This is a genomic window from Micromonospora humi, from assembly GCF_900090105.1.
Classification (GTDB): domain Bacteria; phylum Actinomycetota; class Actinomycetes; order Mycobacteriales; family Micromonosporaceae; genus Micromonospora; species Micromonospora humi.
Genome location: NZ_FMDM01000004.1, coordinates 104778 through 120344, shown reverse-complemented (window position 1 = coordinate 120344; position 15567 = coordinate 104778). Strand labels below are relative to the sequence as shown.

The 15567-nt window shown below is 73.2% G+C and carries 17 protein-coding genes; 11 read left to right on the top strand and 6 right to left on the bottom strand.

Annotated features, from left to right (window positions below; translation table 11 throughout):
- Positions 1–24 precede the first annotated feature (24 nt).
- Positions 25–603 carry an NUDIX hydrolase gene (locus GA0070213_RS08860; protein ID WP_091060486.1) on the bottom strand — a complete coding sequence of 193 codons (579 nt, stop codon included), beginning with the start codon at positions 601–603 and terminating at the stop codon, positions 25–27.
- A gap of 39 nt (positions 604–642) precedes the next feature.
- On the opposite strand from GA0070213_RS08860, the gene GA0070213_RS08855 reads away from it, so the two are divergent.
- Both GA0070213_RS08855 and GA0070213_RS08850 read left to right on the top strand, forming a co-directional pair.
- On the top strand, positions 643–1686 hold the full coding sequence (locus GA0070213_RS08855; protein WP_091060481.1) for a hypothetical protein: 1044 nt from the start codon (positions 643–645) through the stop codon (positions 1684–1686).
- Between the two features lie 242 nt (positions 1687–1928).
- Positions 1929–2927 (top strand): ArsR/SmtB family transcription factor, encoded by a 999-nt coding sequence (locus tag GA0070213_RS08850; protein WP_091060477.1) that lies wholly within the window; start codon positions 1929–1931, stop codon positions 2925–2927.
- Between the two features lie 28 nt (positions 2928–2955).
- Here the strand turns inward: GA0070213_RS08850 and GA0070213_RS08845 are convergent, their stop codons facing one another.
- Complete coding sequence (locus GA0070213_RS08845; protein ID WP_091060474.1) at positions 2956–4041, bottom strand: coenzyme F420-0:L-glutamate ligase; 1086 nt, start codon at positions 4039–4041, stop codon at positions 2956–2958.
- Positions 4038–4985 carry a 2-phospho-L-lactate transferase gene (gene cofD, locus GA0070213_RS08840; RefSeq protein ID WP_091061471.1) on the bottom strand — a complete coding sequence of 316 codons (948 nt, stop codon included), beginning with the start codon at positions 4983–4985 and terminating at the stop codon, positions 4038–4040. The genes GA0070213_RS08845 and cofD overlap by 4 nt, the downstream gene beginning before the upstream one ends.
- Before the next feature lie 99 nt (positions 4986–5084).
- On the opposite strand from cofD, the gene GA0070213_RS08835 reads away from it, so the two are divergent.
- From GA0070213_RS08835 to GA0070213_RS08810, 6 genes are all read left to right on the top strand, one after another.
- Positions 5085–6140 (top strand): hypothetical protein, encoded by a 1056-nt coding sequence (locus tag GA0070213_RS08835; RefSeq protein ID WP_091060470.1) that lies wholly within the window; start codon positions 5085–5087, stop codon positions 6138–6140.
- A 99-nt stretch (positions 6141–6239) separates the two neighbouring features.
- Positions 6240–8750, top strand: a complete 2511-nt coding sequence (locus tag GA0070213_RS08830; RefSeq protein ID WP_091060466.1) for a bifunctional FO biosynthesis protein CofGH — start codon at positions 6240–6242, stop codon at positions 8748–8750.
- Positions 8751–8901: 151 nt separating this feature from the next.
- The gene (locus tag GA0070213_RS08825) at positions 8902–9192 is read left to right on the top strand and encodes a hypothetical protein (RefSeq protein WP_091060462.1); all 291 of its coding nucleotides are present in this window, start codon (positions 8902–8904) and stop codon (positions 9190–9192) included.
- A gap of 72 nt (positions 9193–9264) precedes the next feature.
- Complete coding sequence (locus GA0070213_RS08820) at positions 9265–10662, top strand: DUF4331 domain-containing protein (protein WP_091060458.1); 1398 nt, start codon at positions 9265–9267, stop codon at positions 10660–10662.
- A gap of 13 nt (positions 10663–10675) precedes the next feature.
- On the top strand, positions 10676–11020 hold the full coding sequence (locus GA0070213_RS08815; protein ID WP_091060455.1) for a phospholipase: 345 nt from the start codon (positions 10676–10678) through the stop codon (positions 11018–11020).
- A gap of 449 nt (positions 11021–11469) precedes the next feature.
- Positions 11470–11730 carry a WhiB family transcriptional regulator gene (locus GA0070213_RS08810; protein WP_013284161.1) on the top strand — a complete coding sequence of 87 codons (261 nt, stop codon included), beginning with the start codon at positions 11470–11472 and terminating at the stop codon, positions 11728–11730.
- Between the two features lie 59 nt (positions 11731–11789).
- Here GA0070213_RS08810 and GA0070213_RS08805 read toward each other — a convergent pair whose 3' ends face one another.
- Positions 11790–12239: a metallopeptidase family protein gene (locus GA0070213_RS08805; protein ID WP_018787548.1), complete on the bottom strand. Its 450-nt coding sequence runs from the start codon at positions 12237–12239 to the stop codon at positions 11790–11792.
- A gap of 154 nt (positions 12240–12393) precedes the next feature.
- On the opposite strand from GA0070213_RS08805, the gene GA0070213_RS08800 reads away from it, so the two are divergent.
- On the top strand, positions 12394–12777 hold the full coding sequence (locus tag GA0070213_RS08800) for a DUF3499 domain-containing protein (protein ID WP_091060452.1): 384 nt from the start codon (positions 12394–12396) through the stop codon (positions 12775–12777).
- A 7-nt stretch (positions 12778–12784) separates the two neighbouring features.
- Here GA0070213_RS08800 and GA0070213_RS08795 read toward each other — a convergent pair whose 3' ends face one another.
- Entirely contained in the window at positions 12785–14131 is a 1347-nt protein-coding gene (locus GA0070213_RS08795; protein WP_091060448.1) for an aspartate aminotransferase family protein, read from the bottom strand.
- Between the two features lie 379 nt (positions 14132–14510).
- Here GA0070213_RS08795 and GA0070213_RS08790 point away from each other — a divergent pair, with 379 nt between their 5' ends.
- On the top strand, positions 14511–14678 hold the full coding sequence (locus GA0070213_RS08790) for a hypothetical protein (RefSeq protein ID WP_245716319.1): 168 nt from the start codon (positions 14511–14513) through the stop codon (positions 14676–14678).
- A gap of 19 nt (positions 14679–14697) precedes the next feature.
- Positions 14698–14895 (top strand): DUF397 domain-containing protein, encoded by a 198-nt coding sequence (locus GA0070213_RS08785; RefSeq protein WP_091060444.1) that lies wholly within the window; start codon positions 14698–14700, stop codon positions 14893–14895.
- On the opposite strand, the gene GA0070213_RS08780 is transcribed toward GA0070213_RS08785, so the two are convergent.
- Entirely contained in the window at positions 14874–15386 is a 513-nt protein-coding gene (locus GA0070213_RS08780) for an Lrp/AsnC family transcriptional regulator (protein ID WP_091060440.1), read from the bottom strand. The genes GA0070213_RS08785 and GA0070213_RS08780 overlap by 22 nt on opposite strands.
- Between the last annotated feature and the right edge of the window lie 181 nt (positions 15387–15567).

Genomic DNA, 15567 nt, shown 5'->3' with positions numbered 1-15567 from the left:
ACCCGTCGCGCGGGCGGGGTGTCCTCAGCCGGCGGCGCGACGGGCCAGCACGGCCAGCGCCGGCGCCACCAGGTGGGCGGTCCCGTCGGCGAGCGGCTCCGGCAGCCGGTCCGGCGGGAACCAGCCCAGCGCCGCGGACTCGTCGCTGATCCGTTCGATCGCGCCGGCCGGGGCGAACACCGCGTACCGGACGTCGTAGTGCAGTGAGCCGCCCTGGCAGGCGACCGGGTGCACGTCGACGTCGATCGGCACCGGGTCGAGGGTCAGGCCGGCGATGCCGGACTCCTCGGTGGCCTCCCGCAGGGCGGCGGCGGCCAGGGTGCGGTCCTCGGGTTCGCAGTGCCCGCCGAGCTGCACCCACCGGTGGAACTTGCGGTGCAGGCAGAGCAGCACCCGGCTGCCCGTGGGGTCGAGGATCAGCGCGCTGGCGGTGACGTGCCCGGGCCGGTGCGCGCGGCTCATCGTCACCGGCCCGGCGGCCAGCAGAGCCAGGGTGCGGTCGCGGTCGGCGGCGGCCGCCGGGCTGGTCGCCGTCCAGCGGTTCAGCTGCGCGACGGCGTCGGCGTGCAGGTCGGCGTACGTGGTGCGGGAGGTGTCGGGCACCCGGACACTGTACGAGCGTCGCCTCCGTACCCTGGCCCGGTGACCCCGCGACTCGTCGAGTTCCTGGTGGCCGGCAACGAGGCCAGCGACCTGCTGCCGGTCCGCTCACCCGCGCTGCTGCGGGCCCACGGCGCGCGGCGCGGGTTCTGGACCGTGCTGGACGAGGGGCCGGTGGAGCGGTGCCTGGCGCTGCTGCTGGAGCGGGACGACGGCGACTGGGTGGCGCACCACGTGCCGGCCGACGCGGGTCCGGAGAACGGGCGCACCGAGGACGGCGAGGCCCTCGCCCACCACGACGGCTGGGTGTACGTCTTCGGCTCGCACTTCGGGTCGAAGGGCGGGCCGCTGCGCCCCCGGCGGGCGTTCGTGGCCCGGTTCCGGGAGGACGACGCGGTGACCGGGCCGCTCGCGGTGCGGGTGGTCCGCAACCGGTTCCGGCTGCACCGGGCGGTCAACGACGCGCTCGTCGCCGCCCCGCTGTCCCTGCTGCCGCCGGGCGAGCGGGTCCGGCGACGGTTCATCGTGGAGACCCGGGCCCGGGGCACCGTCCGGGCCAAGGGCTGGGTGACCCGGTTGGCCGACGACGACCTGCCGCTCAACGTCGAGGCGGCGGCGTTCACCCCGGCGGGCACGGTGCTGCTCGGGTTGCGTTTCCCGGTGACCGCCGCGGGCGAGCCGATCTACGTGGAGTTGGCCGGGGTGGCGGAGATGTTCGACGACAGCGCTCCGGCGCGCTGGCCGCGGGCGCTCGGGGCGTACGCGATCACCGGGGTGACGCCGGCCGGCGTGCTGGCCGGCTTCCGCGCGATGACGCCGACCGGCGACGGCGGTTACGCGGCGGTGATCGGCTCGATCGACGCGCTGGGCAAGGGCTCGGTGCTGCTCGACGACCACCCGCACGGCGGCGAGGTGACGTCGCGGCACGTGCGGTTCCGGCACGTCGCCGGCGGGGACGCCCGGGTCGACGCCGACCTGGTGGCGGAGCTGGCGCCGTTTCACCACGTGGAGGGGCTGGCCGAGCTGGCGGGAGGCTGGTGCTACGTCACCGACGAGGACCACCGGGTGGCGCTCTGGATCGGATGAGCGAGGGCCGGACGGCACCCCTGCGGAACGAATCCGCAGACCCTCGTGGTGCCGTCCGGCCACGCCCGTCGGCCGGCGACCGGGTCGACACTGCGCCCCGGCGTCGGCGGGCAACTCAGAGTCTGCCGAACCCGACTTCCGGCGTCGAGGTCTTTCACGTCACGCTTAAAGATGGAGATTAGTGCCGCCGGGTAAAGTGCCAGGGGTGGCCGGCACCTCCGGCGTCCACCCGGGAGCGCTCCATGTTGAAGATCATTTTTTCGAGCGAGGACATTCTGCGGACCCGGGTCGCCCCGGCCGCGGACCCGCTCTGGGAACTGGTCCTCAGCCTGCACCTGCTCCAGGGGCGCGGCCGTGACCCGCTCTCGACCACCTGGCGACGGGGCGTGGCACGCGGCCTGCGCACCGACACCGGGGCCGAGCGCTACCGCCTGCTGCTCGCGCTCAACCCGCCACGCGGCTACTTCCCCGACTTCCTCACCCCCTCCGCCAGCCGGGACGGGTTCGAGGCCGGGCTGGAAGCGGTCCGGGGGACCCCCCTCGGCAGGCTGCGTCGTGACCTCACCGTGCTCGCCGGGGAGACCCCGCTGCCTCCGTCGGCAGGTGCGCTCGCCCGGGGCGAACCCGAGGTGCTGCAGGACCTCACCGACACCATGGCGCGCTACCAGGAGTTGGCGGTCACGCCGTACTGGGCGCGGGTCCAGGCGGCCGTCGAGGCGGACCGGTCCCGCCGCGCCCGGGCCATGCTCGACGGCGGCGCCGAAGGTCTGCTGGCCAGCCTGAAGCCGGCCATGCGCTGGGCCGACGGGGTGCTCGAGGTGCTCGACTACCCGGACACCCGGGAGCTGCACCTGGACGGCCGGGGTCTGCTGCTCGTCCCGTCGTTCTTCTGCTCCCGCACCCCGGTCGCACTGCTCGACCCGAGCCTGCCCCCGGTGCTGGTCTATCCGGTCGACCGGCTCGGCGGCCTCACCCCCGAGGCCGGCGGCGGCCGGGAGAGCGACGCCGCCCAGCGGGAGGCGCTCGCCGCGCTGCTCGGGCGCACCCGCGCCGCCGTGCTCCAGGTCGCCGACGAGGGCTGCACCACCGGCGAGATGGCCCGACGGCTGCACATCTCCGCCGCCGCGGCCAGCCAGCACACCACCGTGCTGCGCAACGCCGGGCTGCTGGTCAGCCAGCGCGATCGCAACACGGTGCTGCACACGTTGACGCCGCTGGGCCGGGCGGTCCTCGACGCCTGACCCGCCCGTCGGGCGTCTCGGAGCGCGGTCAGAGCGCCAGCATGGCGCTGGCGGTGGTGCCCGCCGGCGGCGGCAGCAGGGCCGAGGGGACCCCTTCGGCGGCCAGCGCGATGCGCAGGCGTTGCAGGTCCGCGCCGAACCGGACCAGATCCGCCCGGTCGACCGGGGCCGGCGCCGCGCCGAGCACCAGGCCGGTGGCCGTGGCCGGCCAGTCGGGCGCGTTGGCGGCGAGCCCCTCGCGTACCTCCCGGTCGGTCACGTGGGTGAAGACCGTGCCGGGGGCGACCACCTCGGCGACCGCGGCGATCGCCCGGTCCACCGCGGCCGGATCGGCCGGCGCCGGGCCGGTGCCGTCGGCGAGGAGGGCCGCCGCGCGCAGGCCCTCGGCGCGCGCCTCGGCGGTGCCCAGCGAGAAGAGGTCCAGCGAGGCGTCCCGCACCAGCGTGCGGGCGCCCTCGTCGTCGTCGCGGGCCGCGTCGAGGTAGCCGCGGACCACCGCGACCGGCACCTGGTCGCACTTGCCCTTGATCAGCTCACCGGCCCCGGCCAGCTCGTCGACCACTGCCATCTGGGTGAGGTGGAGCTCGTTGCCGTAGGGATCGACCTCGCCGCGGTGGTCGCGGATCGCCGGCATGCCGGCCACCCCGAGCGCCACGTCGGTGAGACCGTTGCGCCACGGGCGGCCCATGGTGTCGCTGACGATGACCGCGACGTCCAGGTCGAACCGGTCGCGCAGCGCGGCCCGCAGCGCCCGCGCGGAAGCGTCCGGGTCCACCGGCAGCAGCACCAGCCGGGTCTTGTCCACGTTGGACGCGTCGATGCCGGCCGAGGCCATCACGAACCCGTGGTGGGTCTGCACGATCCGGGTCGCGCCGCGGGTGGCGACCACCCGGGCGGTCTCGCCGGCCAGCACCCGGTCCCGCTCGGCGAGGCGTTCCGGTCCGTCCGCCGGCACGTCGACCAGCCGGCCCTCCGCCTTCGACACGATCTTGCTGGTGACCACCAGCACGTCGCCGTCGCGCAGCCAGGGGGCCGCGCCGGCGATCAGCGCCGCCAGGTCGTCGCCCTCGGTCACGTGGCCGATGCCCGGCACCGGCAGGATCTCCAGCCTCACATCAACTCCAGCGCGGCGCGCACCATCGCGGCGGTCGCCGCCTCGTCCGTCATCCGCAACGGCGCCGAGGCGACCGTCACGTCCGGCACCACGGCCCCCGCGTCCTCCGGGGCGACCAGCCAGCCGTCGAGCAGCCCGCCGGTCGAACGGCCGCCGTAGAGGCCGCCCACGCCGGCCGCGCTGCACTCGACGCCGAGCACGGCCAGGCACCGGTCGGCCATGCCGCGTACCGGCGCACCGCCGATGATCGGCGACACCCCGACGACCGGGGCCGGGCCGCCGACCACCGCGTCGCGCAGGCCGGGCACGGCCAGGATCGGCGCGATGCTGACCACCGGGTTGCTCGGCGCGATCAGCACCACGTCCGCGGCGGCGATCGCCTCGACCACGCCGGGGGCGGGCTTCGCCGCGTCCGCGCCGACGAAGACGAACTGGCGCGTCGGTACGTCGGCCCGGTGCCGTACCCACCACTCCTGGAAGTGGATCGCCCGCCGCCCCTGCTCGTCCTCGACGACCGCGTGGGTCTCCAGACGGTCGTCGGTGGCCGGCAGCAGGCGTACGCCGGGTTGCCAGCGGGCGGCCAGCGCCTCGGTGACCTGCGACAGCGGATAGCCCGCGTTGAGCATCGTGGTGCGCACCAGATGGGTGGCCAGGTCCTTGTCGCCCAGCCCGAACCAGCTCGGTTCCGCCCCGTAGGCGGCCAGCTCGGACCTGACGGTCCACGTCTCACCGACCCGGCCCCAGCCACGCTCCGGGTCGGCGCCGCCGCCGAGCGTGTAGAGCACGCTGTCCAGGTCGGGGCAGACCTGCAGGCCGTGCAACAGCAGGTCGTCGCCGACGTTGACCACGGCGGTCACCTCGGCGCCCACCTCCCGGGCGTACGCCCGGACGCCGAGCAGGAAGCGGGCGCCCCCGATGCCGCCGGTCAGTACCACGATGCGCATGCCGTCCATCCTTCCGCACGTGCCGCCGTCGATCGCCCGGTGGCCGGAGAGACTAGGCTCACTTCGCCAACTGTCCGCTTTCGTCCCCTGGGGGAGTCCGTGACCAGCCCCGCCGAGCCCGCGTCCGGTGACGCCGCGCAGGCCAGCCAACTGACCAAACCGCTACGCGAACTGGCCGCGCTCGTCCTGCTCGGCGCGAACGCCGTGCTGCTCTTCGTCGGCCTGCTGCGCCTGCTGGTGCCGGCCGACGACTACAGCACGTTCAGCGGCCGGGCGGGTAGCGCCTTCTTCACCTTCGTCGGGCTGGAGGCGACCGTCCTGCCGCTGCTGGCCGTCCTGCTCGCCACCCACGTCCGCCCGGTGCTGCCGAAGGCGAAACTGATCACCCAGGTGGCGTTCGGCGAGTACGCCTTCTCCGCCCTCTTCGGCGCGCTCACGTTCCTGGCCTGGCTGGTCGGCCGGCTCGCCGACGGCGAGGTGCTCGACGCGTTCCTCGGGCTGCTCACCCGGGTGGCCTGGCTGGCGATCTTCGCGGTCGCCGCGTACGTGGTGTTCAAGATCTGGCGCACGCTCTACTACGTGCCGAAGCCCAAGCCGCAGCCCGGCGTCTACGGTCAGGCCCAGCCCGGCTGGCCGCAGCAGCCCGGTCAGCCCGGCGGCTACCCGGCCCCGGGCGGCTACCCGCCGGCCGGCGTGCCCCCGCAGCCCGGCCAGGCCCCGGCGGGCTACCCGCACGCGGGCGCCCCGCCGCAGCCGGGCTGGCCGCAGGCCGGCCCGTACGGCCAGCCGCAGTCGGCCCCGCCGTTCAACACCGCGCCGCCGCACGCGCCGCAGTCGGCGCCGCCGTTCGGCTCCCCGCAGCCGGGCGCCCAGCCCGGCCCGCAGTTCGGTTCCCCGCAGCCCGGCGCGCAGTTCGGGCCTCCACAGTCCGGCTCACAGTTCGGGCCTCCGCAGCCCGGCGCGCAGTTCGGGCCTCCACAGTCCGGCTCACAGTTCGGCTCCCCGCAGGCCGGCCCGCCGTTCGGCCAGCCGCCGTCGGCCGACCCGACCCAGGCGATCCCGCGCCAGTCCGCCGAGCCGGGCCAGCCGGCGTCCCCGGCCGACGACGAGCGCACCCAGCGCTTCGACCGCGAGGACCCGAACCAGCCCCGGTGACCCGGTCGGCGCGGAGTGTTAAGCGGGGCCCCCTCCTCTACCGGAGGCGTTAAGAGGGGGCCCCTCCTTGCACCCTGTGCGGGTGCATAGGCTGGGCCGATGGTTGATGCGAGCGTGCGGCGGGCGCTCGGCCGCGCCGCCACCGGCCGGGCACTGGACACGGACGAGGCGGCCGCGCTGCTCACCGCGCGCGGTGAGGCGCTCGACGAGCTGCTCCGCGTCGCCGGTGCCATCCGCGACGCCGGGTTGCGGGACGCCGGCCGGCCCGGCGTGGTCACGTACTCGAAGAAGGTCTTCGTGCCGCTGACCCGGCTCTGCCGGGACCGCTGTCACTACTGCACGTTCGCCACCGTGCCGCACCGGTTACCGGCCGCCTACCTGGAGCGCGACGAGGTGCTGGCGATCGCCCGCGAGGGTGCCGCGCAGGGCTGCAAGGAGGCGCTGTTCACGCTCGGCGACCGGCCCGAGGAGCGGTGGCCGGCGGCCCGGCGGTGGCTGGACGAGCGGGGCTACGACTCGACGCTCGACTACCTGCGCGCCTGCGCGGTCGCGGTGCTGGAGGAGACCGGCCTGCTGCCGCACCTGAACCCGGGCGTGCTCTCCTGGTCGGAGCTGCAGCGGCTGAAGCCGGTCGCGCCGAGCATGGGCATGATGCTGGAGACCACCGCGACCCGGCTCTGGTCGGAGCCGGGCGGCCCGCACTTCGGCTCGCCGGACAAGGAGCCCGCGGTACGGCTGCGGGTGCTCGACGACGCCGGCCGGGTCGGTGTGCCGTTCACCACCGGCATCCTGATCGGCATCGGCGAGAACCTCACCGAGCGGGTCGACGCGCTCTTCGCGATCCGCCGTGCCATGCGGGAGTACGGCCACCTCCAGGAGGTGATCGTGCAGAACTTCCGCGCCAAGCCGGACACCGCGATGCGCGGCATGCCGGACGCGGAGCTGCACGACCTGGCCGCCACCGTGGCGGTGGCCCGGGTGCTGCTCGGCCCGAAAGCCCGGATCCAGGCGCCGCCGAACCTGATCGCCGGCGAGTACGACCTGCTGCTGCGCGCCGGCATCGACGACTGGGGCGGCGTCTCGCCGGTCACGCCCGACCACGTCAACCCGGAGCGGCCCTGGCCGCAGCTGGACGAGCTGGCCGCGCGCACCGCGAGCGCCGGGTTCACGCTGCGCGAACGGTTGACGGTCTACCCGGAGTACGTGCGGGCCGGTGGGCCGTGGCTGGACCCGCGCCTGCTGCCGCACGTCACCGCGCTCGCCGACCCGGCCACCGGGCTGGCGGTCGAGGAGGCCCGCCCGGTGGGGCGGCCCTGGCAGGAGCCGGAGGAGGTGTTCGGCGGCCGGACCGACCTGCATGCCACGATCGACGTCACCGGCCGGTCGGAGGACCGGCGGGGCGACTTCGACAGCGTCTACGGCGACTGGTCCGAGGTGGCCGGCAAGGTGACCCCGGAGGCGCTCGCGGTGCGCGCCGGCGTACCCGCGACCGGCGGCGCGGACGGCGACCTGCGCGCGGGGCTGCGGCTGGCGGCGACCGACCCGGCCGCGTTGCTGGCGCCGGCGCACGAGGCGAAGGCGCTGGCGTTGTTCGGCGCGGACGGGCCGGCACTGGACGAGCTGTGCCGGATCGCCGACGACGCGCGCCGCGACGCGGTGGGCGACGACGTGACCTACGTGGTCAACCGGAACATCAATTTCACGAACGTCTGCTATGTGGGCTGTCGGTTCTGCGCGTTCGCGCAGCGGGAGAGCGACGCGGACGCGTTCCGGCTGTCCCTGGAGCAGGTGGCCGACCGGGCCGAGGAGGCGTGGACGGCGGGCGCCACCGAGGTGTGCCTCCAGGGCGGCATCGACCCGAAGATGCCGGTGACCGGGTACGCCGACATCGTCCGCGCGATCAAGGCGCGGGTGCCGGGGATGCACGTGCACGCGTTCTCCCCGATGGAGATCGTCACCGCCGCCGCGAAGGCCGGCGTGCCGGTGCGGGAGTGGCTGGGCATGCTGCGCGAGGCGGGCCTGGACACCATTCCGGGCACCGCCGCCGAGATCCTCGACGACGACGTGCGCTGGGTGCTGACCAAGGGCAAACTGCCGGCCGCCGCCTGGGTGGACGTGGTGAGCACGGCCCACGAGCTGGGCATCCGGTCCAGCTCCACGATGATGTACGGCCACGTCGACCACCCCGGCCAGTGGCTGGCCCACTTCCGGGTGCTGGCCGGCGTGCAGGACCGCACGGGCGGGTTCACCGAGTTCGTGGCGCTGCCCTTCGTGCACACCAACGCGCCGATCTACCTGGCCGGCATCGCCCGGCCGGGGCCGACCTGGCGGGAGAACCGGGTGGTGCACGCGATGGCCCGCCTGCTGCTGCACGGCCGGATCGACAACATCCAGTGTTCCTGGGTGAAGCTCGGCGACGTGGGCACGGTGGAGATGCTGCGCGGCGGCTGCAACGATCTCGGCGGCACGCTGATGGAGGAGACCATCTCCCGGATGGCCGGCTCGGGCAACGGTTCGGCCCGCACCGAGGAGCAGTTGCGGGGGATCGCCGAGGCGGCCGGTCGGCCGTTCCGCAAGCGGACGACCGCGTACGGTCACATCGGTGCCTGACGTCGAACCTTTCACCGCGCCGCGCCGTACCTGTGGATGCCGGCGGCGGTTGCGGCGAGGACCGCCGCCGGTGACCCCAGCCCGGGGACCCGGCGGCGTCCGGGTGCCCGACCCTCGCGGCGCTGCGGCGCCGGTTGCGGAAAGGTTGCCGATGAGCACTGACGAGACCACCGACGCGCCGAAGCGGCGGTCCTGGCCGCGGTTGACCCGCCGGCAGACGCTGACCGCCGCCGCGAGCGCCACCCTGGGCGCGGCCGCGCTGGCCGTGCCGGGCCTGTCCGCCGCGCAGAACGCCCCGTCCGCGAGCCGGCGCGACGAGCCGATCGTGGTGCATCTCCGCGACGCCGCCACCGGCACGATGGACGTCTTCGTCGGCACGACGCGGGTCGAGGTACGCGACCGGGGTCTGGCCGACCGCCTGGTGCGCGCCGCCCGTCGCTGATCCCCGCCCCTCCCGGCGTGGGCTCCCGACGCCGGTCCCGTCAAACGTTCCCCGACGAAGGTGTGGTCCGCCATGTCCTCTCACCGCGAGGCCCCGGAGATCGCCAAGGATCCGGTCGCCGACAGCTCCGACCTGTACGCGTTCGTCAGCCCGAGCCGACCCGACACGGTCACGTTGATCGCCAACTACGTGCCGGTGCAGCTCCCGTCCGGCGGCCCCAACTTCTTCGAGTTCGGTGACGACGTCCGGTACGAGATCCACGTCGACAACGACGGCGACGGCTACCCGGACGTCACCTATCGTTTCGAATTCACCACCGAGATCACGAATCAGAACAGCTTTCTCTACAACACCGGCGCGATCGAGTCGCTGGACAGCAAGAACTGGAACCGGCGTCAGTTCTATCGGCTGACCCGGGTGGCGGACGGTCGCGAGCACGTGCTGGCGACGAAGCTGCCCTGCCCGCCGTGCAACGTGGGTCCGCTGTCCACGCCGAACTACCAGAACCTGGTGAAGCAGGCGACGTTCAAGCTGTCCACCGGGGAGAAGGTGTTCGCCGGCCAGCGGGCCGACGGTTTCTTCGTGGACCTGGGCGCGGTGTTCGACCTGGGCACGCTGCGGCCGTTCCAGCAGCTGCACGTGGCCGGCAAGAAGCTGTTCAAGACCGAGGGCGAGCCGGTCAACGCGCTGGACCGGCTGAACGTGCACAGCATCGCGATCCAGGTTCCGCTGGCCAAGGTGCGCCGCAAGGCCAGCCGGTACGGCTACGCCGACCGCGCGTCGACGATCGGCGTCTGGACCAGCGCGTCCCGCCAGCAGGTCCGGGTGCTCGGGGACCGGGTGTCGGCGGACACCGCCACCGGCCCGTTCGTTCAGGTGTCACGGCTCGGCAACCCGTTGTTCAACGAGGTGATCGTGCCGATGTCCAAGAAGGATCTGTGGAACACCCTGCCGCCGTCGGAGGACAAGCGGTTCGCCGGGTTCGTCGAACGGCCCGAGCTGGCCGCGCTGCTGCCGGTGCTCTACCCGGGTGTCTTTCCCAACCTGGACGCGTTGAACAAGGCGAAGAAGCCCCGCGCCGACCTGGTGGCGATCCTGCTCACCGGCGTACCGGCCGGGTTGATCGACGGCTTCGCCAACACCACCGGCGACACCCAGGCCGACATGCTGCGACTGAACACGGCGATCCGGCCCAGCGCCAAGCCGGACCGGTTCGGGGTGCTCGGCGGCGACCTGGCCGGCTTCCCCAACGGCCGGCGCGTCACCGACGACGTGGTGACCATCGCGCTGCGGGCGATCGCCGGGCTCACCGTGCCGCTGGTGGACAAGACGTTCAAGCCGGACGCCGCGGCGGCCGCCGTCACACCCGGCCTGGACGCCGGCGACGTGACCGCGCCGTTCCTCGCCGACTTCCCGTTCCTCGGCACCCCGTACGACGGGTTCAACAACCCGCCGGCGAAGAAGTCCTGACGGGGGGCGTGGCATGCACCAGCACCGGCACCACGACCTCGGTCCGTCGTACAGCGGCACCGTCCTGCTCGACCTCGGCGGCGAGACCGGCGCGCTGATCATCCACACCGGTCGGGACCTGCACGGGCGGGAGATCGAGATCAGCCGCGCGGACTCCGACGGTCCGCGTACCCACTCGGCGGTACGGGAGCGGCACGTCCTGGACGGCGTCTTCCACAGTGCCGTCTACCCGGACCTGGAAGCGGGCGTGTATACCGTCTGGTGGGACGACGACACGCCGGCCGGCGCGATCTCCGTCACCGGCGGTTCGATCACTGAATTCGTCTGGCCGACCAGCTCACCGTCGCGAAAAGACTGACCGGCCACTCTGCCGACGCACGCGCCCCGTCCACCTGGTGGACGGGGCGCGATCGGCGTTGTCCGCCTTGACAGGCGGTACCCAGCCGGGCGCGTTACCCTTTGCCCCACCATTAGTGATCTTGGACAGCGGTCGGCGGGGGCGTCCGACCGGCGTCGCGCCACGGCAGAAAACTTGGGGCAACTCGCCGGGGAGGGCGTTACTCGTCCGGGGTCTGAATCGATAGGGCAGGTTGCGAGGCTACGGGCGGCCGAGGCGGCTGTCCCGGACGTGTCGGGAGGGCGACTCCATTATCAAGTTTGGCTTGACGGCGCACGCATTACACGCGTGTAATTTGAATGGGGTTGTTCGCACGGAAGCGCACCAATTGGGCCCGTACGAACAAGCACGCCTTTCGCGTGGGGGGTTGCAGCGGCGAATGACGCCGGTGCGCGACAAGGAGGCAATCGATGGACGGCCAGCTCGAGGTGGCCGACCTGCTCGGGAACGCGCCGGAGTGGCAGGAGCGAGCGCTCTGCTCGCAGACCGACCCGGAGGCGTTCTTTCCCGAGAAGGGCGGCTCGACCCGCGAGGCGAAGCGCATCTGCTCGCGGTGTGAAGTGAAGACGGAATGTCTGGAGTACGCGCTCGGCCACGACGAGCGGTTCGGGATCTGGGGCGGCCTCTCCGAACGGGAGCGGCGCAAGCTCAAGCGGCGGGTCGCCGCCTGACCCGCGTACGGACCGGGGCGGTGGGGGCCGCCCGGTCCGTGGGGCTCGACGCGCGACGCTCAGGCCAGTTCGTCCGGGTCGACCCCGAGCAGGTTCGCCACCTGCTCGATGATCACGTCGTGCACGAGGTCCGCCAGGTCCTCCCGGTCCATCGCGCGGAACTCCAGCGGTCGCCGGTAGAGCACGATGCGCGGCGGCACCTCCTGGCGGCCGGGCCGGCCCGGCAGGAGCCGGGCGAGCGGCACCTCGCCGTCCTCCAGCACGTCGGAGTCGTAGACGTTCAGGTCCGGCGGGACGTCCTCGACGGCGAACTCCACCCCGGCCAACTCCTTGGCGAACCGGCGTTCCAGCGTCTCCACGGTGTCGAGCACCAGGTCGTCGAAGACCTCGGCCTTCGTCCGGGCCAACGGCACGGTGGCCGGCACCAGCCGCCCGCGCAGCCCCCGACCGTGCCGGTCGCGGTGGGTGCGCCGGCCGGAGCCGGGGCGGCGGTTCTGCGGGCTCGTCATGACGGACAGGGTAGCCCGGTGGCCCGGCCCGACCGCCGTCGCGCGACCACCCGGCGTGCCGGTGCGCCGATCGGGCGAATTGTGATCACCATGACGGGCGTGTCGTAACGCGAAGCGGTGCGCCGGACCCGGTAATGGGGATACCCTGCCGCACGTGAGGTCACCACGGCGCTGCTCCCGTAACGGCTGCCCCCGGCAAGCGGTCGCCACATTGACCTATGTCTACAACGAGTCGACGGCGGTGGTGGGCCCGCTCGCGGCGTTCGCCGAACCGCACACGTACGACCTGTGTGAGCAGCACGCCCGCAGCCTGACCGCCCCGCGCGGCTGGGACGTGGTGCGGCACGAGGGCGAGTTCGAGCCGCCGCCACCCACCACGGACGACCTGGTCGCGCTGGCCGAGGCGGTCCGCGAGGCGGCCCGCCCGACCCCGCCGCGCCCGCCCGAGGACCCCCAGTCCCGCCCGCACCCGCAGTCCCAGCCCCCGCACCAGCAGGGCCGCCGGGGTCACCTCCGGGTGATCCCGCCCAACCACTGACCCCGGTCTACAGCCGGGACCACGCCTCGGTGAGCACCGCCCGCAGGATCTGCTCGATCTCGTCGAACTGCTGCTGCTCGGCGATCAGCGGCGGGGCGAGCTGCACCACCGGGTCGCCCCGGTCGTCGGCCCGGCAGTAGAGCCCGGCGGCGAAGAGCGCGGTGGAGAGGAAGCCGCGCAGGAGCCGCTCGGACTCCGCCTCGTCGAACGTCTCCCGGGTCGCCTTGTCCTTGACCAGTTCGATGCCGTAGAAGTAGCCGTCGCCCCGCACGTCGCCGACGATCGGCAGGTCGTTGAGCTTCTCCAGGGTGGACCGGAAGGCGTCCTCGTTGGCCCGGACGTGCCCGACCAGGTCCTCGCGCGCGAAGACCTCCAGGTTGGCCAGCGCCACCGCGCAGGAGACCGGGTGCCCGCCGAACGTCACGCCGTGGGCGAACATGCCGGTCTCGGTGAGGAACGGCTCCATCAGCCGGTCACTGGCGATCATCGCGCCGAGCGGGGCGTAGCCGGAGGTGATCCCCTTGGCGGTGGTGATGATGTCCGGCTGGTAGCCGTAGCGGGCGGCACCGAAGTATTCGCCGAGCCGACCCCAGGAGCAGATCACCTCGTCGCTGACCAGCAGCACGTCGTACGCGTCGCAGATCTCGCGGACCCGCGCGAAGTAGCCGGGTGGTGGCGGGAAGCAGCCGCCGGAGTTCTGCACCGGCTCCAGGAACACCGCGGCGACCGTGTCCGGCCCCTCCCGCTCGATCGCCCGGCCGATCTCGTCGGCGGCCCACCGGCCGAACGCCTCGGCGTCGTCGCCGTGCTCCGGCGCCCGGTAGAAGTTGGTGTTCGGCACCTTGATCCCGCCGGGCACCAGCGGCTCGAAGTCGCTCTTGATGCCGGGCAGCCCGGTGATCGACAGCGCGCCCATCGAGGTGCCGTGATAGGCGATGTAGCGGCTGACCACCTTGTGCTTGTTGGGCTGGCCGGTGCGCTTGAAGTAGGCCCGGGCCAGCTTCCACGCCGCCTCGACGGCCTCCGAGCCGCCGGTGGTGAAGAAGATCCGGTTCAGGTCGCCCGGGGTGAGCGCGGCGATCCGCTCGGCCAACTCGACAGCGGTCGGGTGGGCGTAGGACCAGAGCGGGAAGTACGCCAGCTCGCCGGCCTGCTTCGCGGCGGCCTCGGCGAGCTCGGTCCGCCCGTGGCCGGCGTTGACCACGAAGAGCCCGGCCAGCCCGTCGAGGTAGCGGCGGCCCTGCGCGTCCCAGACGTACGCGCCCTCGCCCCGCACGATGGTCGGGACCTCGCCGGCGGAGTAGCTGGCCATCCGGGTGAAGTGCATCCAGAGGTGGTCGGTCACGTTGGCCATGTCAGCCCCATCGGGTCGCGGGCCGGTCCGGGGTGACACCGGCCGCTCTGCCCACGGTTATCCCACAGCCGGTGCCGAGATGGCAAGTGAGTGAGTGCTCACGCGACGAATTCAGCGACCTGCAGACATTCACGCAACGGAAATCGCACCCGCGCGGATTCGCCGTCCTCCCACGCCGCGCGGCACCGCCGGCCAGGTCCCGCGCAGTCTGCGCACACCTGCCCCGGCCGGGAGGTGATCCCGCCCACAGGCACCCGTGGCGTTCCGCTCACCGGCCTGGCCGGCTCCGAGTGGAACGCCATGGGTGTCAAACCGGCCCGCAGGCACCCATGACGTTCCACTCACCGGCGTCGCCGAGGCGGGCGAGACGATCGAGTCATTGGCCGAGAAGGTGGCCGTCGACCCGAAGACGGCGGCGCGCTGGCTGGCGGCCGGCCGCATCCCGCATCCGCGTACCCGGGTCGCGGTGGCCGGGATCCTGCGCCGGGACGCGGCCGAGCTGTGGCCGGAGCCGTTCCGCCGCCGCGACGGCGCTCGATCGAGCTGATCAGGGGAGTGGCGGAGGCATGGAGATGACCGGCGCCCGCTGGCGCACCGCGACCCGCAGCAGCAACAACGGCGGCGACTGCGTCGAGGTGGCCGACAACCTGCCCGGTCGGGTGCTGGTGCGCGACAGCAAGGATCGCGCCGGCGGCACCCTCAGCTTCACCCCGACCGCCTGGCGGGCCTTCGTCGGTCACGTTCAGGCGGTGCCCCAGGTGTAGGTCTGCTTGCGCAGCTTGAGATAGACGAACGCCTCGGTGGAGAGCACCCCGGGCACCCCGCGCAGCTTCTGCAGGATCTCCAGCAGGTGCGCGTCGTTGCGGCAGACCACCTCGGCCAGCAGGTCGAACGAGCCGGCGGTGATCACCACGTAGTCGATCTCCTCGAACTCGGCCAGCCGGTCGGCCACCGGCTCCAGGTCGCCGTCGGTGCGCAGCCCGATCATGGCCTGGCGGGGGAAGCCGAGCTGGAGCGGATCGGTCACCGCGACGATCTGCATCACCCCGGCGTCGAGCAGGCGCTGCACCCGCTGGCGGACCGCCGCCTCGGAGAGGCCGACCGCCTTGCCGATGCTCGCGTACGGGCGGCGGCCGTCCTCCTGGAGCTGCTCGATGATCTGCTTGGCCACGTCGTCGAGCAGAGCGTGGTTGGAGCCTTCACGCACAGTGACCCGACGGTTGCCGTTGCCGTTCTCCGACTGCCGGTTGGCCATCGCCCGCTCCCCATGTCCGATTCTCTGTGCTGAGCGTAGTGCCCGGGCGCAGTCTGGCGTATTTCGTGGCCCATAGCTATTCCGGCAACGGAATCCCTTGTGAGAGAGGGTTTCTCATGTCAGGATCAGTGCCCCATCGCCACTGACCTCCCGCCGGCGAGCCACCCCCGTCCCGCCGCCG